The 19,882-nt window shown below is 53.2% G+C and carries 15 protein-coding genes; 7 read left to right on the top strand and 8 right to left on the bottom strand.

Features of this window, described 5'->3' with window-relative positions; translation table 11 throughout:
- Positions 1-46 precede the first annotated feature (46 nt).
- The 4 genes from GZ59_RS12415 to narX form a co-directional block, all read right to left on the bottom strand.
- On the bottom strand, positions 47-1,087 hold the full coding sequence (locus tag GZ59_RS12415; RefSeq protein WP_039292115.1) for a DUF481 domain-containing protein: 1,041 nt from the start codon (positions 1,085-1,087) through the stop codon (positions 47-49).
- Between the two features lie 299 nt (positions 1,088-1,386).
- Positions 1,387-2,661, bottom strand: coding sequence for an acyltransferase family protein (locus GZ59_RS12410; RefSeq protein WP_011093589.1), 1,275 nt, complete (start codon positions 2,659-2,661; stop codon positions 1,387-1,389).
- 262 nt (positions 2,662-2,923) lie between these two features.
- Entirely contained in the window at positions 2,924-3,574 is a 651-nt protein-coding gene (gene narL, locus GZ59_RS12405; RefSeq protein ID WP_011093590.1) for a two-component system response regulator NarL, read from the bottom strand.
- The gene (gene narX, locus GZ59_RS12400) at positions 3,567-5,375 is read right to left on the bottom strand and encodes a nitrate/nitrite two-component system sensor histidine kinase NarX (RefSeq protein WP_011093591.1); all 1,809 of its coding nucleotides are present in this window, start codon (positions 5,373-5,375) and stop codon (positions 3,567-3,569) included. Before narX ends, narL begins: the two co-directional genes overlap by 8 nt.
- A 336-nt stretch (positions 5,376-5,711) precedes the next feature.
- Here narX and GZ59_RS12395 point away from each other — a divergent pair, with 336 nt between their 5' ends.
- From GZ59_RS12395 to narI, 5 genes are all read left to right on the top strand, one after another.
- Positions 5,712-7,100 (top strand): NarK family nitrate/nitrite MFS transporter, encoded by a 1,389-nt coding sequence (locus GZ59_RS12395; RefSeq protein ID WP_039295088.1) that lies wholly within the window; start codon positions 5,712-5,714, stop codon positions 7,098-7,100.
- Between the two features lie 714 nt (positions 7,101-7,814).
- Positions 7,815-11,591 (top strand): nitrate reductase subunit alpha, encoded by a 3,777-nt coding sequence (locus GZ59_RS12390; RefSeq protein ID WP_039292111.1) that lies wholly within the window; start codon positions 7,815-7,817, stop codon positions 11,589-11,591.
- Positions 11,591-13,171 carry a nitrate reductase subunit beta gene (gene narH, locus GZ59_RS12385; protein ID WP_011093594.1) on the top strand — a complete coding sequence of 527 codons (1,581 nt, stop codon included), beginning with the start codon at positions 11,591-11,593 and terminating at the stop codon, positions 13,169-13,171. Before GZ59_RS12390 ends, narH begins: the two co-directional genes overlap by 1 nt.
- Positions 13,164-13,883 (top strand): nitrate reductase molybdenum cofactor assembly chaperone, encoded by a 720-nt coding sequence (gene narJ, locus GZ59_RS12380; RefSeq protein WP_011093595.1) that lies wholly within the window; start codon positions 13,164-13,166, stop codon positions 13,881-13,883. The genes narH and narJ overlap by 8 nt, the downstream gene beginning before the upstream one ends.
- 26 nt (positions 13,884-13,909) lie before the next feature.
- Entirely contained in the window at positions 13,910-14,587 is a 678-nt protein-coding gene (narI, locus tag GZ59_RS12375; protein ID WP_039295086.1) for a respiratory nitrate reductase subunit gamma, read from the top strand.
- A 100-nt stretch (positions 14,588-14,687) separates the two neighbouring features.
- Here narI and GZ59_RS12370 read toward each other — a convergent pair whose 3' ends face one another.
- A complete protein-coding gene (locus GZ59_RS12370) occupies positions 14,688-15,560 on the bottom strand; it encodes an EamA family transporter (RefSeq protein ID WP_011093597.1) in 873 nt (290 codons plus the stop codon).
- A 62-nt stretch (positions 15,561-15,622) separates the two neighbouring features.
- On the opposite strand from GZ59_RS12370, the gene GZ59_RS12365 reads away from it, so the two are divergent.
- A complete protein-coding gene (locus tag GZ59_RS12365; protein ID WP_011093598.1) occupies positions 15,623-16,162 on the top strand; it encodes a MarR family winged helix-turn-helix transcriptional regulator in 540 nt (179 codons plus the stop codon).
- 3 nt (positions 16,163-16,165) lie between these two features.
- Positions 16,166-16,642 (top strand): OsmC family protein, encoded by a 477-nt coding sequence (locus tag GZ59_RS12360; protein ID WP_011093599.1) that lies wholly within the window; start codon positions 16,166-16,168, stop codon positions 16,640-16,642.
- An 86-nt stretch (positions 16,643-16,728) separates the two neighbouring features.
- Here the strand turns inward: GZ59_RS12360 and GZ59_RS12355 are convergent, their stop codons facing one another.
- Genes GZ59_RS12355 through GZ59_RS12345 form a run of 3 tightly spaced genes read right to left on the bottom strand, consistent with a single transcriptional unit; the run spans position 16,729 to position 19,794 of the window.
- Positions 16,729-17,871, bottom strand: a complete 1,143-nt coding sequence (locus GZ59_RS12355) for a DSD1 family PLP-dependent enzyme (RefSeq protein ID WP_011093600.1) — start codon at positions 17,869-17,871, stop codon at positions 16,729-16,731.
- Positions 17,868-18,809, bottom strand: a complete 942-nt coding sequence (locus tag GZ59_RS12350) for an ornithine cyclodeaminase family protein (protein WP_039292107.1) — start codon at positions 18,807-18,809, stop codon at positions 17,868-17,870. Before GZ59_RS12350 ends, GZ59_RS12355 begins: the two co-directional genes overlap by 4 nt.
- 10 nt (positions 18,810-18,819) lie before the next feature.
- On the bottom strand, positions 18,820-19,794 hold the full coding sequence (locus tag GZ59_RS12345) for a threo-3-hydroxy-L-aspartate ammonia-lyase (protein WP_011093602.1): 975 nt from the start codon (positions 19,792-19,794) through the stop codon (positions 18,820-18,822).
- Positions 19,795-19,882 lie beyond the last annotated feature (88 nt).

Below are 19,882 nucleotides of genomic sequence, written 5' to 3'. Positions count from 1 at the left end.
AACAGCGATATTGCTGTTCACCTTGAGACGATGTAAAGCTGCCGAATTACCAGCCGACGCCAACACCCATGGTGTACAGCGTGTCGTCAACATTCCCTTGATTACTTTCGATACGGGTACGTGACACTTTCATAGTCATAGAAGACCAGTCGGTCAGCTTGAAGCGCAAGCCTGCATCCGCTTTCAGGTAGATTGGTGCCGTGCCATCAAATGAACGCCCCAATTCACCGTTGGTGAAGGCTTCAACCGATTTGCTGAACAGATAGCGGTTGTATGCCCACTTTAGCGCACCAGAGTAGAAATCATCATCGCCTTGATCGCGGTACACGAACGTTTGGGAGTTAACCAGCGACGTCAGTGAGAACGAACCTAAATCGTTATCCCAGAACTGATAACCTGGACCGAGACCCAAAGAACGGTTGATTTTAATGCTTTCAATCCAGTCGCGTTTGTACTGATAACGGCCCTGCCAGAACCAGTTTTCATCCACAAATTTATCCAACGCATATTCGCCAGCCGCATTTTTGGTGCTCTCGACTTTATCCTCTTTTGCCAAATGATAGTTGGCATCAAGGTTATGTCGCCACGTATCGTGACGTGCTTTGGTGTTCAGCGTCACATCGTAGTTGTCGGTTTCGGTCGAGCTTTTCTTGTGTGACATGCCTGCGTCAATGTTGCCTTTCCACGATAAATCAGTCACCAGCGGCTTCTGCGCCACGATTGAGGTGATTTCGGAAAGCGGCAATGTTTGCGGACCTGCGGCTTCGTTAGAAAGTGATGGGCTTGCGACGATAGCGCGGTTTTCACCAGCCTTCACTGCCGGATACAATACGCCTTTCTCGTAGCGTTCGCCCTGAATCACCAGGCCATGATCGCTTTCAAAGGTTTTCACCTTGTCCCAGGCTACAGAAATAGATCCTGCATAGTCTGTGTTGATAAAGAGTTTACCGCCGTCAAGCAGCGTGATTTTCCCTGTGAGCTTGTCGCCGTTGTTCAGCCAAATGGTGTCAGCGCGGCTCTGTGTAATGCCAGCAGAGAGGGCGATAACCAAGCTGAGGGAAGAGATTGCATGTTTGGATAGTGTCATTATTGCCAAATAAACCGTGGTGACATGTAGTGAGACGTCCGTGAGAGACAAAGACGTACAGCCTATAAAAATGAACCGGTTTAGCCCGGAACGGCAAACATTAACAGGAATCGGAGTGATGCTCTACCCGAAAACGATAATTGATTAGAATGTAAATAGTTATAAAAGTTGCTATTGATGATTAACTGCTATAACGCGATGTCCGTCACGTTTTTAGCGGTAGAAGGGGATATCGATGTGGGACGGTGAATCTCTGGCCCAGTCTGTTTCAGGCCAGAGAATTGCGAGCAGTTATAGTGCTACGCAGTGCGTTGCGTGCGTGATGTGTTGTTACTAATGAAACGCGAGATCAGTAATGTTCTTACGCGGAACACGATCCGTTCCTGGAAGAGAACGCATAGCGTCACGGTGCTGAGCAGGAAAATGATATAGCCCGTCATGGACAGCTGTACCTGACCGGCAGCGGCAATGCACTGATCCCAATCGCTGAAGCAGGCCATCGGATTACCACGCACCAGTTGCTCCAAGGTGCGGAACAGATTAAACAGCGGAACATGCAGCGCAAAGATAGAGAGCGAGGCTGCGCCCAGCCGAGGCGACCAATGCCGCAACCATTCACTGTTAGGTTCACGCGCCAGCGCACTCAGACAAACCAAACCGACCTGAGCTGGCAGCATCAAACCGTTGTGCAGCAAGAAGTACCAATAGGCTTCGCCTTTAGTGAACAGCCAGGTGGCGACAAGAAAATTCACACCGATGAAGAAGGCGACACCGTAACGCTGGCCCTTGCTTAGCGGTGAGCGATCTTTCTGGCGATAATGACGGAACAGTGCATAGCCCAAAATCCCAGCCAAAAACTCTGGTAAACGGAAGATTGGCCCACGCTGCAATAACCCAGTGTACGGCATGCCGAACTGCTGTTGCCAGATCACCCAAATCGGTGGCAGCAGATACAGCAGGCAAACGATCCCCATCCACAGCCACGGATGGCGGCTGTTCAACAGACGCGGGGCTAACAGCGGAAACGCCAGATAGAAAAAGAATAGCGTAGAAAGCGACCATAACGGGGCATTGAAGGTCAGGAAGTAAGGATTCCATGCCTGCAACATCAGTACCTGCAATAACCCGTTGAACGCCAGTTGTGCGTTTGTCATGTAATGGCGCAGCGTTTCGGGGTCGGCAGCGGGATCGTTGGTGTCATAAATGACGAAACGCGCGCTGGCGACTTGTCCTTCCGGCGGCACAGCCAACCACTGCATGAGCGTGACAACGGCAATAGAAGACAGTAGGGCAATGATATGGATAGGATAAAGATTAAAGAAACGTTTGGCCCAGAACTGGCGAACAGGTTCACGCAGACGTCCGTCCTTAATGTACACATGCGCTAGCAAAAAGCCAGACAGGACAAAGAACGTGCTGGTCGCGAAGAATCCCATGCTGGTGAGTTCACTCAAGAAAGGAATGCGCTCACGCTGGGGATAAATGTGGACCGTGTGATAAATCATCACATAACAGCCGAGCAAAAATCGTAGCCACTCTAGGCCGATAAATCGCTCTTTACTGACCTTCTTCATGTTGTTCCTCAACGTTAAACTCGGTGTAAAAGCCGAAAAATGCGATTACGAACTAGTTTAGACGAGAGCAACGTCACATTAATTAGGATAATGGCTATAAATGCCGGTGTCGTTTAGTAACCGTTTACTTTGGGGATTGGGGCGGTGGCATTTCCACCAGTTGTTGCGGCACCCTCGCTCGTGCGAGGATAATCTCGGTGGGAAGGGCGCCTGAGCGCCTTATCCGTACCGCCGATCATAGCTGCTTGTTATTACCGTTTGATTAAATGACTTTTTCTTGCAATACCCAGACTGCTGCTTCAACCCGCGATTTTAGCTTCATTTTTTTCAACAGGTGTTTGACGTGTACCTTGACGGTACTTTCCGTAATCGTGAGCTTGCGAGCAATCACTTTATTGGAGAGCCCCTGAGCCAGCAATTTCAGAATATCGCGTTCGCGCGGCGTGAGCAGTTGAATATCCCGGTCGCTGCTGTGGCGGCTTTCGCGCAGGCTGGCGGCCAGAATCGGCGTCAACGTTTCACTCAGCACCATTTTTCCTGATGCCGCTTGATGCAGCGCGGCTAATAAATCTTCCGGCTCCATATCTTTCAACAGGTAACCATCGGCACCATTCTTTAATGCATTGACCACATCGTCTTCATGGTTGGATACGCTAAAGACGACAATGCGGCCAGACAGCGATTTTTCCCGCAGGCGGTTCAACGTTTCTAGGCCATTCATGCCAGGCATGTTCAAATCGAGCAGAATCAAATCCGGGTCCAGTTGTTCCGCTAGCTCAACACCCTGTTCGCCGTGGCTAGCTTCACCTGCCACCTGCAATTCTGGGTCCATACTGATGAGTTGCTTAACGCCATTGCGCAACATGGGATGGTCGTCAATCAGCAGTAGGGTGGCAGCATCTTCGTTAATCATGAGTTTCTCCTGTTAATGGCAGCCGGTGACGGTATTCGGAGAGGAAGCTGACATTCACTTCAGTGCCTCCCGACGGCCGGCGTCGAACAATGCATTCGCCGTGCAAACCCCGTGCACGGTCACGCATGATAATAAGTCCATAGTGGTTGGCGCGGCTGGCATCATCAGGAATACCGATGCCGTTATCGGTCACGCTGAGTTCGATGTAACCCTGACGTAGTTGCAGCGTGATATCGACCTGCGTGGCCTGCGCGTGCTTATAAATGTTGCTCAGCGCTTCACGTACAATTTGCAGAACGTGAATGCCTTGGTGAGCGGATACCGACTGCGGTGGCAAACGGTAATGTAATTCGATGGGATACCCCAGCCGCTTGCCGAATTCATCGATCGATGCTCGCAGCGCCGCGAGTAAGCCGGATTCAGAAAGCTTCAGCCGGAAGGTCGTCAGCAGTTCACGCAGTTGGCGATACGCGGTGTTCAATTCTTCCCGCATTTCCATCAGCAGTTGTTGCGAGGCAGGAGGTAAATCGCCGCCCTGCATTTGTAGGCAGCTCACCTGAATTTTCAGACAGGAGAGGGACTGCGCGATAGAGTCGTGCAGCTCGCGGGCAATCGTTGCGCGTTCTTCCATCAGCATTAACTGCTGTTGGTGGTTGGATTGACGCTCCAGCGCCAGCGTGCTGGTCAACTGTTCAAGTAACGTATTCAGCAACTGATTCTGATCGCGGCTCAGCGCGGTATTGCCCGGCAGTGTGGCCAACACAACGCCATATTGCCCATGTTTGTCGTGCAGATCCCAGCAGTGAGGTTCACCCTGCAGGTCGTCACGTTTTACCTGCATACCGCAACTCTGACAGCTGTTATCCGGGCAGTGCTCCGGCTGTGACTGGCTGCAATCGCTAAACTGATGAAATTGTTCCTGATTGTTATCTTCATACAGCCGCAGTTGAATATTGCGGAGCGGCGTTAACGACGGCAGTTCGTTCAGGATTGGCATCAGTCGGCTGCACAGTGGTGCGCCGGTATGCAGGCGTCGACTGGCGCGATAAAGGAAAGAGAGTAGATCGTTTTTCTGTTGCAGATCGGCCGTTTTCTCGGCGACGCGTTGTTCCAGGCTGTGATACATGGCGGAAAGTTCATCCGACATGCTGTTCAGCGCCTGTCCCAGTTTGCTCATTTCGTCGTGTCCGGTGATAGCGACACGCTGGGTGAAATCACCTTGCCCGATAGCCTGCGCCATCGAAACCAAACGTCGCCACGGTGTCAGCAGACGGCGACGCAGATAAAAAAATGTAGCGATCAGCAGGATGAACATGATGCCAATGAAGATACGCTGCACCAGCGTGACCATCATCAACCGCTGCTCGGTTTTATGATCGATGGCGGAAACCAGATCGTCCAGCTGTTTCACGAAGCGAGCGACATCCGCCGAGGCATCGGCGGAATGCGTTGCCTGTCGCAGATGCGGCTGCAGATTATCGAGCCAGAAAACACGCAGCGCAGTGAATTGCTCACTGAGCCCTTCTCGGCGTACGGCCTGCTGCAAGTCACTGCTTATTTCGTCTTCTTCCAGCTCTTGCAGGTAAATTTCATTCTCGGCAGAGAGCGGTACCATCGATAACAGACGGTAGCTTTGCATACGCAGTGAGCCCGCTTTATTAATGGCGTGCGCGTTCCCTTGAATGCTTTGAGACATCCAACTGGAAACCGACATGCCTGCAATACCCAGCAAACCGAGTAGCAGCATCAATAGTGCAACCTGATTGACGAGCGACAGCGGCAGCAGGAAACGTTTCAACATAATAAAGCGACCTCTGCTGGAGGAGTAGAAAACCAGTACCGAGAAGGATAACCCTTTCGGCATTTTTCCCGATCCTACGAGATAACCCCATACCCACTAGTGAGTACCACTAAATATCCACGCTTTGAAAGGGGGTATGGCAGTAAGAAAAAATAGAGATATAACAGCTTGAATTATCGTTGCTTATTTTTCTATTTTTATTACTCATTAAGGAGTGTGGTTATTTTTACCCAGTTTTTTTACCTGACAGCGCGTTGATTTGCATCAACTTTACCTGCGGTGTAATCCCTAATGTTGCGCCTTAATTCTACCGCGTTTTTATTTATCGAGGTTTTTATGACGCAGCCTTCATCACCCGAAAAAGTATCGCAAAGCACGCTCCTAAGGGAATGGGATCCTGAAGATACTAAATTCTGGCAATCTGGCGGACAACGGATAGCACAGCGTAATCTTTGGATCTCTGTACCGTGCCTGCTGTTATCGTTTTGTGTCTGGATGATTTTCAGCACCGTGGCCGTTAACCTAAACAAGGTCGGATTTAGTTTTACCACAGACCAGCTATTTTTGCTTACCGCGCTGCCTTCCGTTTCCGGCGCGCTGTTACGTGTGCCTTACTCCTTTGTTATTCCAATCGTTGGTGGTCGCCGTTGGACGACATTAAGCACCATTATTCTGGTTATCCCATGTATTTGGCTCGGGTTTGTCGTACAGAACCCACAAACGCCTTACCGCGTTTTCGTCACGATTTCTCTGCTGTGTGGTTTTGCCGGTGCTAACTTCGCATCCAGCATGGCTAACATCAGTTTCTTCTTCCCCAAATCACGTCAGGGCAGTGCGTTAGGTATTAACGGTGGGTTGGGTAATCTCGGTGTGAGCGTAATGCAGTTGCTGGTGCCGGTGGTGATTTTCCTGCCGATTCTGGGATTCTCCGGCAATGGCGTTGTGCAACCTGATGGCCACCAGATTTGGCTGCATCATGCCGCGTGGATGTGGGTACCGTTTTTGGTGATTGCCGCAACCGCTGCTTGGTTTGGCATGAACGATCTTTCGACGGCCAATGCGTCTATACGCAAACAGCTGCCAGTGTTGAAGCAAATGCACCTGTGGGTGCTCAGCTTCCTGTATCTGTCCACCTTTGGTTCATTTATCGGTTTTTCAGCAGGCTTCGGGATGCTGTCCAGAACGCAGTTCCCAGACATCGTGATTCTGTACTACGCATTCTTCGGGCCGCTGCTAGGGGCGTTGGCGCGTCCGGTTGGCGGAATGCTGTCCGATCGCTTTGGCGGTGTGAAAGTCACGTTGATTAACTTCATCCTGATGGCGATTTTCTCGGTGTTGTTATTCTTGTCTCTGCCGAGTGCGAGCTCTGCTGGTTCATTCGGAATGTTCTTTGGCATCTTCATGATGCTGTTCCTGACGGCTGGTTTGGGTAGTGGATCAACGTTCCAGATGATTGCCGTCATTTTCCGTAAATTAACGGCGGATCGCGTTAAATCGGAAGGCGGGAAAGATGCTGACGCGCAGCGTGCGGCAGTCACGGATACCGCAGCGGCGTTGGGCTTTATTTCGGCCATTGGCGCTATCGGCGGTTTCTTCATTCCTCAAGCCTTTGGGATGTCGCTTGAGTTAACGGGTTCACCCACCGGTGCGATGAAAGTGTTTGTGGTGTGCTACGTGGTGTGTGTACTGGTGACGTGGTTGTTTTATGCCAGAAAGAAAAATTAGGATTTTTAATTTATTAACAAGTGCCGAACAATGCGAGCTCCACATGTTTATGTGCAGTAGTGCGAAGTTTCGTGCGTATTAATTTCGACACTCCTATGTAACTTTATTACACGCCCGACAAGGAGCGCTCAGTTGCCGCCGCTCCTTGACTTGTGGCTGTTTGGCGCTAACTGTGTCGCTACGCGATACCTTCGGCGTTCGTAACTGCCACTCGGGCTACCAGTGACGCGTTCTCGACGCGGCACTGGTTTTCGCCGCTTCCATGCGGCTCACCCGGCAGTCACGTCCACCTCAGCACAATTTCTTACGCCGGAAAAAATAAGCACAGAGAGCATTCTGTGATCTTAGGTCTTATGCCCACACTAAAATGCCTATATGTAATCTCTCTTGTGCGCACGATTCTTCGTCACTTTCTGACTACTACCTCTAAATAGTCGTGTGTATGAATTCAGTATAAACACAAAGTTAGTGGTTTTATTTTTAACCTTTAAAATCAATAATTTGATTAATTATTTCGTAATAATTCTTTAGTGGTAGTTAGCGGTGTACTCCGTTTTTCATCGGGGGACACTCTTGATCGTTATCAAGTTTGGCTGCGCGGTTGCTGGATACCCTAGCGCCAATTTGAGCGATGTGTCGTCAGCAAAAACAGATGTCTGCTACGAGCATTTCATAACGACAGGAGCCAACAGGCTTCGCAGCAGGAGAGTCCGGATGAGCAAATTCCTTGACCGGTTACGTTACTTCAAACAACTGGCCGAACCGTTTTCTGACGGTCACGGGCAGACCCTCAATAGCAATCGTGACTGGGAAGATGGCTATCGCAGTCGCTGGCAGCATGACAAGATTGTACGTTCTACTCACGGAGTAAACTGCACCGGTTCATGTAGCTGGAAGATTTATGTGAAAAACGGTCTGGTGACGTGGGAAACGCAGCAGACTGACTATCCGCGTACCCGCCCGGACCTGCCTAACCATGAGCCTCGTGGCTGCCCACGCGGTGCCAGCTACTCTTGGTATCTGTACAGCGCCAATCGCCTGAAATACCCAATGATGCGTAAGCGCCTCATGAAACTGTGGCGTGAAGCGAAGCTAACGCACAGCGATCCGGTTGATGCCTGGGCATCCATCGTCAACGACCCCGAAAAAACCAAATACTACAAACAAATTCGTGGCCGTGGTGGTTTCGTTCGTTCTGACTGGAACGAAGTTAACGAACTGATTGCTGCCTCTAACGTTTACACCGCCAAAACCTATGGCCCAGACCGCGTTATCGGTTTCTCACCGATTCCTGCAATGTCGATGGTGTCCTATGCGGCGGGCGCGCGTTACCTTTCTCTGCTCGGCGGCGTGTGCTTGAGCTTCTACGACTGGTACTGCGACTTACCGCCAGCGTCACCGATGACCTGGGGTGAACAGACTGACGTACCGGAATCTGCTGACTGGTATAACTCTTCTTACATCATCGCCTGGGGTTCTAACGTTCCACAGACCCGTACGCCGGATGCCCACTTCTTTACCGAAGTGCGCTACAAAGGCACCAAAACGGTTGCGGTCACGCCGGACTACGCTGAAATCGCTAAGTTGTGCGATCAGTGGTTGAACCCGAAACAAGGCACCGACAGCGCCATGGCGCTGGCAATGGGCCACGTTATTCTGAAAGAGTTCCACCTCGATAAACCGAGCCAGTATTTCAGCGAGTACGTGCGCCAATACACGGACTTACCCATGCTGGTGCTGTTGGAGCCGCGTGAAGACGGTTACTACGCCGCGGGTCGTATGCTGCGTGCCTCCGATCTGGTGGACAACCTCGGGCATGATAGCAATCCGCAGTGGAAAACCATCGCGATTGACGATGAAAGCGGCAACCTGACGGCACCGCAAGGGTCGATCGGCTACCGTTGGGGCGATCAGGGTAAATGGAACCTGGAACAGCGCGACGGCGTCAGCGGTGAAGACGTTAAACTGCGCTTGAGCCTGCTAGGTACACACGACGATGTGGTTGATGTCGGCTTCCCGTATTTTGGCGGCGCGGTCAGCGAACATTTCAACAATGTCGAGTTACAAGAAATCCTACTGCACAAACTGCCGGTTAAACGTTTGACGCTGGCTGACGGTAGCGAGGCGCTGGTTGCTTGCGTTTATGACCTGACCATGGCGAACTACGGCCTGGATCGTGGTTTGGGTGACGACAACTGCGCGCGTGATTACGACGATGTAAAAGCGTACAGCCCAGCCTGGGCCGAGAAGATTACTGGCGTTTCTCGTCAGAACATCATCCGTATTGCGCGTGAATTCGCGGATAACGCCGATAAAACGCACGGTCGTTCCATGATTATCGTGGGTGCGGGTATCAACCACTGGTATCACATGGACATGAACTACCGCGGCATCATCAATATGCTGGTTTTCTGCGGTTGTGTCGGTCAGAGCGGTGGCGGTTGGGCGCACTACGTCGGACAAGAAAAACTGCGTCCGCAAACCGGTTGGACGCCGCTGGCGTTTGGTCTGGACTGGCAGCGTCCGCCGCGTCACATGAACAGCACGTCGTTCTTCTATAACCATTCCAGCCAATGGCGTTATGAAACGGTCACGCCGCAGGAATTGCTGTCACCGCTGGCGGATAAATCTCGCTTTAGCGGCAGCATGATTGACTTCAACGTGCGTGCCGAACGTATGGGCTGGCTGCCGTCTGCACCGCAGTTGAATGTTAACCCGCTGGATATCGCAGAAAAAGCGCGTGCCGCCGGGATGACGCCGCAGGAATATACCGTTGCCGCGCTGAAGTCAGGCGAGATCAGATTTGCCGCTGAACAGCCGGATAGCCCGCAAAACTACCCGCGCAACCTGTTTATCTGGCGTTCTAACCTGCTGGGTTCCTCCGGTAAAGGCCACGAATACATGCTGAAGTACCTGCTGGGTACGGAGCACGGTATTCAAGGGCAAGATTTGGGCATGGCGGGCAGCGTGAAGCCGGAAGAAGTGGAATGGCGCGATCACGGCGTTGAAGGCAAGTTGGATCTGGTGGTGACGCTCGATTTCCGTATGTCCAGCACCTGCCTGTACTCCGATATCGTCCTGCCAACGGCAACCTGGTACGAAAAAGACGACATGAATACTTCGGATATGCATCCGTTTATTCACCCACTGTCTGCGGCTGTCGATCCTGCGTGGGATTCCAAGAGTGATTGGGAAATCTACAAAGGCATCGCTAAAGCCTTCTCTCGCGTGTGTCAGGGACACCTTGGGCAGGAAACTGATCTGGTTACCTTGCCAATTCAACACGATTCTCCAGCAGAAATGGCGCAGCCGTTCGGCGTGGATGACTGGAAAAAAGGCGAATGCGATCTGATTCCGGGTAAAACGGCACCACACTTGATGATGGTAGAGCGCGATTATCCGAACCTGTACGAACGTTTCACCTCGCTCGGTCCGTTGATGGACAAGCTGGGCAACGGGGGTAAAGGTATCGGTTGGAACACGCAGACCGAAGTCGATTTCCTGAAAAAGCTGAACTACACCAAAACTGAAGGTGCGGCAGCTGGTCGTCCGAAGATTGAAACGGCGATCGATGCGGCAGAAGTGATTCTGTCTCTGGCTCCGGAAACCAATGGTCAGGTGGCCGTGAAAGCGTGGGAAGCGCTGAGCAAATTCACCGGTCGCGATCACTCGCACCTGGCACTGAATAAAGAAGACGAGAAAATTCGCTTCCGTGATATTCAGGCACAGCCGCGCAAAATTATCTCCAGCCCGACTTGGTCTGGCCTGGAAGACGAACACGTTTCCTATAACGCCTGTTATACCAACGTTCACGAGCTGATTCCGTGGCGTACGCTGTCTGGTCGCCAACAGCTGTATCAAGACCATGAGTGGATGCGTGCTTTCGGTGAAAGCCTGCTGGTGTACCGTCCGCCAGTCGACACTCGTGCTGCTGCACCGGTGATGAACCAGAAACCTAACGGCAACCCGGAAAAAGCGTTGAACTTCCTGACGCCGCACCAGAAATGGGGCATTCACTCCACGTACAGCGACAACCTGTTGATGCTGACGCTGGGTCGCGGTGGCCCGATTATCTGGCTGAGCGAAGAGGATGCCAGCGATTTGGGTATTGAGGATAACGACTGGATAGAAGCGTTCAACGCCAATGGTGCGCTGACGGCGCGTGCGGTGGTGAGTCAGCGTGTACCGTCGGGAATGACCATGATGTACCACGCGCAGGAACGCATCATCAACCTGCCGGGATCGGAAATTACCCAGCAGCGCGGCGGTATCCACAACTCGGTGACCCGTATCACTCCGAAACCGACCCATATGATCGGCGGCTATGCACAACTGGCTTATGGTTTTAACTACTACGGCACCGTCGGGTCAAACCGTGATGAGTTCGTCGTGGTTCGTAAAATGAAACGCATCGACTGGCTGGATGATGAAGGTCAGGACTATGTTCAGCAACAAACAGTTCAGAAAGCGGTACAGCGGGGGAAAGCCTGATGAAAATTCGTTCACAAGTGGGCATGGTGCTGAATCTGGACAAATGCATCGGCTGTCACACCTGCTCCGTTACCTGTAAAAACGTCTGGACCAGCCGTGAAGGGATGGAATACGCCTGGTTCAACAACGTCGAAACCAAACCGGGCGTGGGCTACCCCCATGCCTGGGAAGATCAGGAAAAGTGGAAGGGTGGCTGGATCCGTAAGATCAGCGGTAAGCTCGAACCACGTATGGGTAACCGCATCAGTGTGTTGTCCAAAATCTTTGCTAACCCGGATGTGCCGGAAATCGACGACTACTATGAGCCGTTCGACTACGACTATCAGAACCTGCGTAAAGCGCCGGAAGGTAAGCACCAGCCCGTTGCCCGTCCACGCTCGCTGATTACCGGTCAGCGGATGAAGAAAATCGAGATGGGTCCGAACTGGGAAGACGATCTGGGCGGCGAATTCAGCAAGCGGTCGAAGGACAAAAACTTCGATCCCGTCCATTTCAATGACGTACAGAAAGAGATGTACGGCCAGTTTGAAAATACGTTCATGATGTATTTGCCGCGCCTGTGCGAACACTGCCTGAACCCGGCGTGCGTAGCGACCTGTCCGAGCGGCGCGATCTACAAACGCGGCGAAGACGGTATCGTCCTGATCGATCAGGATAAATGTCGCGGCTGGCGGATGTGTTTGACCGGTTGCCCGTACAAGAAAATCTACTTCAACTGGAAGAGCGGCAAATCAGAAAAATGTATTTTCTGCTACCCGCGTATCGAAAGCGGTCAGCCGACGATCTGTTCGGAAACCTGCGTTGGGCGTATCCGCTATCTGGGCGTGCTGCTCTATGATGCCGACCGTATTGAGCAAGCTGCTGCGGTAGAAAACGAGAAAGATCTGTATCAGAGCCAGCTGGATGTGTTCCTTGACCCGCACGACCCGAAAGTCATTGAACAAGCGCTGAAAGATGGTATTCCAAACAGCGTAATTGAAGCGGCACAGCAGTCGCCGGTTTACAAAATGGCGATGGACTGGAAGTTGGCGCTGCCGCTGCACCCAGAATACCGCACGTTGCCGATGGTCTGGTACGTGCCACCGTTGTCACCGATTCAATCTGCCGCGGATGCGGGTCAATTGGCGCATAGCGGTGTATTGCCGGACGTAGAAAGCCTGCGTATTCCGGTGCAATACCTGGCGAACCTGCTGACTGCTGGGGATACCGAACCGGTATTGCTGGCGCTGAAACGTATGCTGGCGATGCGTCACTACAAACGTGCAGAAACCGTAGAAGGCAAAATCGATACCAGCGCGCTGGAGCAGGTTGGGCTGACGGAAGCACAGGCGCAGGAAATGTACCGCTATCTGGCGATTGCTAACTACGAAGACCGTTTCGTGATCCCATCAAGCCATCGTGAGCTGGCGCGTGAAGCCTTCCCTGAAAGCAAAGGCTGCGGCTTCAGCTTTGGCGATGGTTGCCACGGCAGCGATACCAAATTCAACCTGTTCAACAGCAAGCGTATTGATGCCATTGATGTCAGCAACAAAACGCGCGATATGAACAGCAAAATCATGCGGGAGACGAACCATGATTAGCCTGAGGATTATTGCCCGCTTGTTGGACTATCCCGATAGCGAGCTGTGGGAAAATAAAGCTGAGTTGATCGAAGCGGTGGAGCAGACTGATACCCTACCGTTGCATGAAAGCCATCAACTGATGCAGTTCATCAATACCTTGTGTGCGCAGGACTTGTTGGACAAACAGGCGGAGTACAGCGGCCTGTTTGACCGAGGTCGGGCAACCTCGCTGCTGCTGTTCGAGCATGTTCACGGAGAGTCTCGTGACCGTGGTCAGGCGATGGTCGATCTCATGCAGCAATATCAAGATGCCGGGCTGGCGCTGGATTGCCGTGAGCTGCCGGACTACCTGCCGCTGTATCTTGAGTACCTTTCTCGTTTGGAACCTGCGCAGAGTCGTGCGGGTTTACTCGACATCGCGCCGATTCTCGCGTTGGTTGGTGCGCGTTTGCAACAGCGTGACAGTGGTTATTCCGTGCTGTTCGATCTGTTGTTGGCGCTGTCTGGCAGCGACCTAAAAAGTGACGACGTCACACACCAGGTCGCTGACGAAGCGCGCGACGACACGCCGCAGGCGCTGGATGCCGTGTGGGAAGAGGAACAGATTAAGTTCCTCGGTGAAGAAGGCTGCTCATCGGCCCAACAAACGCAACACCAACGCCGCTTTGCTGGCGCTGTGGTGCCGCAATATCTGAATCTTGACGCTACATCGGCGGGGGGGCAACGTTAATGAGTGCTTTCACGAACTCTTCTTTTATCAACTTCAGCAACGTGTTCTTTTTTGACATCTATCCCTATCTGGCGATGGCTATTTTCCTGATTGGCAGCTGGCTGCGCTATGACTACGGCCAGTACAGCTGGCGTGCCGGTTCGAGCCAAATGCTGGATAAGAAAGGGATGCGTCTGGCGTCTAACCTGTTCCACCTGGGGATTTTGGGCGTATTTGCCGGACATTTCCTCGGGATGCTGACGCCGCACTGGATGTACGAAGCCTTCCTACCGATGGAAATAAAACAGAAAATGGCGATGTTCGGCGGTGGTGCAGCAGGTTTGCTGACATTTGTCGGTGGCGCGCTGTTGTTAAAGCGCCGTCTGACTAACCCGCGTATTCGTGCCACTTCCAGCGTCGGTGACATTCTTATTCTGTCATTGTTGGTGATTCAGGCCGGTTTAGGTGTGTTGACCATCCCGTTCTCTGCACAGCACATGGACGGTAGTGAAATGCTGAAGTTGGTCGGTTGGGCACAGAGCGTGGTGTACTTCCAGGGCGGTGCGTCTGCGCATCTGGTGGGTGTCGCGCTGATCTTCAAACTACATATCGTACTGGGGCTGACGCTGTTCGTTCTGTTCCCGTTCTGCCGTCTGGTTCACATCTGGAGCGCACCGGTCGAGTACCTGACGCGTCGCTACCAGTTAGTGCGTAACCGTCGCTAAGTATGATAGAAAACGGCGGTGTTATGATAACACCGCCGTTTTAATCTCTTTCTTTTCCTCTTTCCCCGCCAATAGCACTCACCATTCGCAGTTCAGTCGATTACCTGCTTCGTGCCGTCGTCCATTGCACGGCGAAGACGCTGGCTAACACGATCGCCAAGCCCAGAAATGCCGTACCGGTCATCGACTGTGAAAGCAGCGCCCAACCCAGCAGCACGGCAGTCAGCGGACTCAATAATCCCAGTGATGCAACGGCAACCGTTGGAAGACGGGATACGCCGCGAAACCAGAGCCCATAAGCTAGCACTGCACCCGCGAGGCAGAGATAGGCGTAAGCGGCCCACTGCGACAGAGTCAAGGTAGGCAGCGGCGCATCGGCTAGCCACGCAACGGGCGCAAGCATCAATCCACCGATAAAGAGCTGCCAGCCGGTAAGCGGTAGTACGGGTAAATCAAGCTGCCAGCGACGCGTCAGCCAGACTCCCGTCGCCATACATACCGCACCCAGCAGCGCTGCGGCAATTCCCACCGGCTCGAATGTTGTCTGCGGCGACAGCAGCAAAATGCTCATGCCAATCACACCGATTATCGCCGACCACAGCGTGGCCAGCTTGGGAGCGTGATGATCCACCGCCCAGACCAGCACCATCACCAGCAGCGGTTGGATAGCGCCAAGTACCGCAGCCAATCCGCCGGGTAAACGATAAGCCGCGACGAACAGCAGTGCCTGAAAAACGCCGATATTCAGGGCGCTGAGCACGACCACTCGCCACCAGTCTCGCCGAGCGGGAAAGACGCGGGTGAATAAAAGTAGCAGCAGGCCAGCAGGCAGTACACGGATAAACGCAGCCGTGAAGGGGCGATCCGGTGGCAAAAATTCTGATGTCACAATGTAGGTAGACCCCCAAATCGCGGGAGCCAGCGCCGTGAGTATGACGTCACGCCAATAGTGTGATGGGGATGGAGTATTCATGACTTTACCTTCAATTCAAGATACTATGATAGTGTTGATTAATTACCTTGAAGTCAAGATAAATGAAAAATCAAACCAGCGAGCACGAGCACGAGCACGAATACGATGCGGTAGATGCCATCCTTGAACAGTGGCGGCGCGAACGCCCCGATCTGGATGCCAGCCCTATGGGACCGATTGGACGCCTCAGGCGATGTGCTGTGCTTATGGATCAGCGTCTGGAATCCTGTTTTTCCAGATTCGATCTGAGCAGTTGGGAGTTTGATATGTTGGCTACGCTGCGGCGTGCAGGTGCACCGCATTGCCTTAGTCCGACCGAACTCTTCTCCACGTTGATGGTAACGTCAGGAACCATGACTCATCGGCTCAAGCGCCTTGAAACCCGAGGATTTATCGAACGAGTGCAAAACGAACTGGATGCGCGCAGTACGCTCGTGCAGCTCACCAGCTCGGGACTTGAACTGATTAACCGTGCCGTTGAGGCGCACATTGAGAATGAGCGGCAGGTGCTCTCGGTGCTGCCTGCTGAGGTTCTGGCGGCACTTGATACCAATCTCGCGGCGCTATTGCGCGGGTTGGAAAGTCATAACAAAGGAAACTGAGCCATGTCTGAATACCGTGCTTCAATCTGCTGGCAACGCGATGGACAAGATTTTATTGATAACCGCTACAGCCGACTTCATCAGTGGCAGTTTGATGGCGGTATTACGCTGCGCGCCTCGTCATCACCTCATGTCGTACCGCTGCCTTTTTCGCTGGAAGACGCGGTCGATCCCGAAGAGGCGCTGGTAGCCTCGTTGTCGAGCTGCCATATGCTGTGGTTTCTTTCGATTGCGGCTAAAAAGCGGTTTTGCGTGGATGATTATCAGGATCACGCGGTGGGAACGATGGGCGTTAACGCGGCGGGGAAAACGGCGATGTTGGACGTCACGCTGCACCCGCAGGTAACATTCAGCGGTGAAAAGCAGCCTACCGCCGAGCAATATGCCACCTTGCACGAACTGGCACATGATGCTTGCTACATCGCTCACTCGGTGAATTTCCCGGTCAACTGTGAGCCGACGTTAGGGACGAAGAGCTGAACAGGGAACTACGCGAAGAAATAAGCAAAAATCACCGCCCGATGTGTTTAGACCGGGCGGAATGATCGATTACGTTCAGCAGGTCATCACCATCCAGTAATGCGCTGCCAGGTTTCCTGTTCATGCCGGTGCGATTTCAACACCTGATAGTGTTGATGCATCGCGGCCGTCGCACAGGCGTGGTTAGGCAATATCCGCAACCGCGTGCCGACGGGGAAATTATCGACCGAAAATCCACTGTCGGTAGGTAGCGCGATGATGCCGTGTTCCTGATTGGTGACGGTCACGCAGAGGTCGTGGTAAGGGCTGCCATGCAGGTCGCAAACCAGTCCGTAACCGTAATCTTTTGCCTGAGAAGCCGTACCACGATCGCGCGATAGCGCCATCCAGCCTGCATCGATAAACACCCAGCCTTTTTCGCGGTTATGCCCAATCACCGTGCTGACGACTGAGAGGGCGATATCATCCAGCGAACAGACCCCGACATTTTTCATCACCAGATCGAACGTGGTGAACACGCCCGCTCTGACTTCCGTAATGCCAGTTAAGTCTTCGGCAAAGTGTGCCGTCGGCGTGGCTCCGACGCTGAGCACGGGGCAGGCAATTCCCAGCGCCCGTACACGCCGTCCGGCGATATTGATGGCTGCGCACTCGGCCCGCGCGGCTGCTCTGATCGCCTCGTCCGTGCGGCAGGCGTAGGATTCTCCTGCATGAGCCAGCAGGCCAGTGAGTGTCGCGCCGTTGCCGTCGATCTGCTGCGCTAGCTCAAGCAGCGCATCGCTTTCCGGCGGAATACCGCCGCGATGTCCATCACAGTCGATCTCGATAAACACTGAAAATGTCACGTTATTGGCGAGAGCATAATCCGTCACCGCCCGCGCCTGTTCCACGCTATCCAGCAGAATATGAAGATTCACTCCTTTATGGATGAGGTTAGCGATACGCGGCAGCTTGTGCGGAGCGATTCCCACGGCGTAGAGCAGGTTGGTGTAACCCGCTCCGGCAAAGGCTTCGGCTTCTGCCAGTGTTGAAACCGTCGCCGGTGAGGCGGAGTCTTTGAGCAAATAGCGGCCAGCCTCAATCGAACGTAGCGTTTTAAGGTGCGGTCGAACCTGGCTGCCTAGATTTTTCGTACGCTGATAAAGCCTGTCGATATTGCGTTGAAAGCGGAATTCATCGATCAGTAAAAAGGGTGTTTCCAACGCGTTAAGCCACTCGGCGTTACTCATTCTATGCCTCCATTTTGTTTCTCTGCCTGCCAGACAGCAAGAATGCGTTGGCCGATATATAAGTCCTGAATGGACAAACCAGAACTGTCAAAAATGGTGATGTCATCCGGCGCTTGCCGTCCGGTGGCGTTCTCGCTAATTACATCGCCGATGGCGGTCAATGTCGCATGGGCTGGTGCGTGTTGAAACTCACCGATGGTTCTGGACTGAGAAGGCAGATCACAAAACAGGCGGCCGGAGGTAAACAGTTCTGGCGGCAGTTCCTGCTTGCCGGCGGCGTCCGATCCCATGCTGACGACGTGCGTTCCTGCCTTGACCCATTCGGCGTTAAACAGCGGCGCGCGCGATGGTGTGGCGGTCACGATGATATCCGCTGCGCGGCATGCGCTTTCGGCATCGCTGACTTGTGCATCCAGTCCAGCAGCCTTGAGTTCTTGCGCCATCTCTGCGGATTTGCCGCTATCGCGCCCGACAATCAGTACAGTACGAATGGGCCGTATTCTTGCCAGTGCAGCACATTCGTAACGGGCCTGATGACCGGTTCCGAACACCGCCAGAACCGAGGCATCGGGTCTCGCCAGCAAATCGGCTGCGACAGCATCGGCGGCGGCGGTACGAAAGGCGTTCACCTTTCCGGCTTCTATGGCCACAGCCATTTTCCCGATTTGCTGATCGAACAGCAGAATAAGGGAATTATGGCGGGGCAGGCCGTTAGCGGGGTTTCCCGGCCAGAATGAACCCACTTTTAGCCCCGCAAGCTCACGGGTCGCAGAGGCTTTGATGCTGAATGTATTGCCCGGATCGGAGCCTTGTCCGTGTACTACTGGAAAGCTGCGCGCTTCCGGTTCGCTGGCGGCAAGCAGGGCTTCGCGAACGGCATCATAAGCCAGCTCATGGCTTATGAGCGCTGCCGATTCCGCTTCAGAAATAAAGATCATCGTTTTTTCCTCAAACGCTGCCGGTCAGAAATGCGCCGTAGCGGCTGATATCGACATTCCCGCCGCTGATAATGATACCGATACGTTTGCCGTGTAGTGATTCCCTGAGATTACGCGCCGCCGCAAAACTGAGGCACCCCGTCGGCTCAACGACGATCTTCATGCGCTCAGCGTAAAACCGCATTGCGTCAATCAGGTCGTCATCCGTCACGGTCAGAATATCGTCGACGTTCTGGCGAATCAGCGGGAAGGTATAGTTGCCCAGATGTTGAGTCTGTGCGCCATCGGCGATGGTTTTGGGCGTATCGATATGCACAATATTGCCGCTGCGGAAAGATTGCTGCCCGTCGTTGCCCGCGAGAGGTTCGACGCCATAAATTTTACAGCGTGGAGACAGCTGACGCGCGGACAGTGCGGAACCTGCCAACAATCCACCGCCGCCCAAGCAGACGAACAGGGCGTCCAGCTCACCGGTTTCTTCCAACAGCTCTTTCGCAGCCGTACCTTGTCCTGCAATGACGTGCGGGTGGTCATAAGGGGGAATGAGCGTCAGACCCTGCTTTTCAGCCAGATCTCTACCGATCTGCTCACGATCTTCGGTATATCGATTATATTCCACCACGTTTCCGCCATAGCCACGTGTCGCAGCGACCTTTGCTGCGGGTGCATCGTGCGGCATAACGATCGTTGCCGGAATGCCAAGTAATTTGGCGGAAAGGGCAATGGCCTGCGCATGGTTACCGGAAGAAAAGGTGACCACGCCTGCGGCTTTCTGCTCATCTGAGAACTGCAACAGCGCGTTCATGGCTCCGCGGAACTTGAATGCGCCCATACGCTGAAAGTTTTCACACTTGAAGAAAACCTCTGCGCCGAAGGCATCATTGACCGTGCGTGATGTCATCACTGGCGTTTTATTGGCATAGCCATCAATGCGTTCCGCTGCGGCTACCACATCGTCGAAGGTTGGGAGGCGTAAGTCGCTCATGTCTGGATCACCTGCTAGTAGCGATTATGAATACCGAGGCCGTTGACCCCGATGCTATCGAATGCTTGATAAACAAAATATATAAAAT

It is taken from the genome of Pectobacterium atrosepticum (assembly GCF_000740965.1).
GTDB classification, from domain to species: domain Bacteria; phylum Pseudomonadota; class Gammaproteobacteria; order Enterobacterales; family Enterobacteriaceae; genus Pectobacterium; species Pectobacterium atrosepticum.
This window is presented reverse-complemented; position numbering and strand designations above follow the sequence as displayed.

What these genes read in the sequence shown, in the direction of transcription:
- GZ59_RS12415 (WP_039292115.1), bottom strand. Translation starts at nt 1,087, where the DNA reads ATGACACTATCCAAACATGCAATCTCTTCCCTCAGCTTGGTTATCGCC.
- GZ59_RS12410 (WP_011093589.1), bottom strand. Translation starts at nt 2,661, where the DNA reads ATGAAGAAGGTCAGTAAAGAGCGATTTATCGGCCTAGAGTGGCTACGA.
- narL (WP_011093590.1), bottom strand. Translation starts at nt 3,574, where the DNA reads ATGATTAACGAAGATGCTGCCACCCTACTGCTGATTGACGACCATCCC.
- narX (WP_011093591.1), bottom strand. Translation starts at nt 5,375, where the DNA reads ATGTTGAAACGTTTCCTGCTGCCGCTGTCGCTCGTCAATCAGGTTGCA.
- GZ59_RS12395 (WP_039295088.1), top strand. Translation starts at nt 5,712, where the DNA reads ATGACGCAGCCTTCATCACCCGAAAAAGTATCGCAAAGCACGCTCCTA.
- GZ59_RS12390 (WP_039292111.1), top strand. Translation starts at nt 7,815, where the DNA reads ATGAGCAAATTCCTTGACCGGTTACGTTACTTCAAACAACTGGCCGAA.
- narH (WP_011093594.1), top strand. Translation starts at nt 11,591, where the DNA reads ATGAAAATTCGTTCACAAGTGGGCATGGTGCTGAATCTGGACAAATGC.
- narJ (WP_011093595.1), top strand. Translation starts at nt 13,164, where the DNA reads ATGATTAGCCTGAGGATTATTGCCCGCTTGTTGGACTATCCCGATAGC.
- GZ59_RS12370 (WP_011093597.1), bottom strand. Translation starts at nt 15,560, where the DNA reads ATGAATACTCCATCCCCATCACACTATTGGCGTGACGTCATACTCACG.
- GZ59_RS12365 (WP_011093598.1), top strand. Translation starts at nt 15,623, where the DNA reads ATGAAAAATCAAACCAGCGAGCACGAGCACGAGCACGAATACGATGCG.
- GZ59_RS12360 (WP_011093599.1), top strand. Translation starts at nt 16,166, where the DNA reads ATGTCTGAATACCGTGCTTCAATCTGCTGGCAACGCGATGGACAAGAT.
- GZ59_RS12355 (WP_011093600.1), bottom strand. Translation starts at nt 17,871, where the DNA reads ATGAGTAACGCCGAGTGGCTTAACGCGTTGGAAACACCCTTTTTACTG.
- GZ59_RS12350 (WP_039292107.1), bottom strand. Translation starts at nt 18,809, where the DNA reads ATGATCTTTATTTCTGAAGCGGAATCGGCAGCGCTCATAAGCCATGAG.
- GZ59_RS12345 (WP_011093602.1), bottom strand. Translation starts at nt 19,794, where the DNA reads ATGAGCGACTTACGCCTCCCAACCTTCGACGATGTGGTAGCCGCAGCG.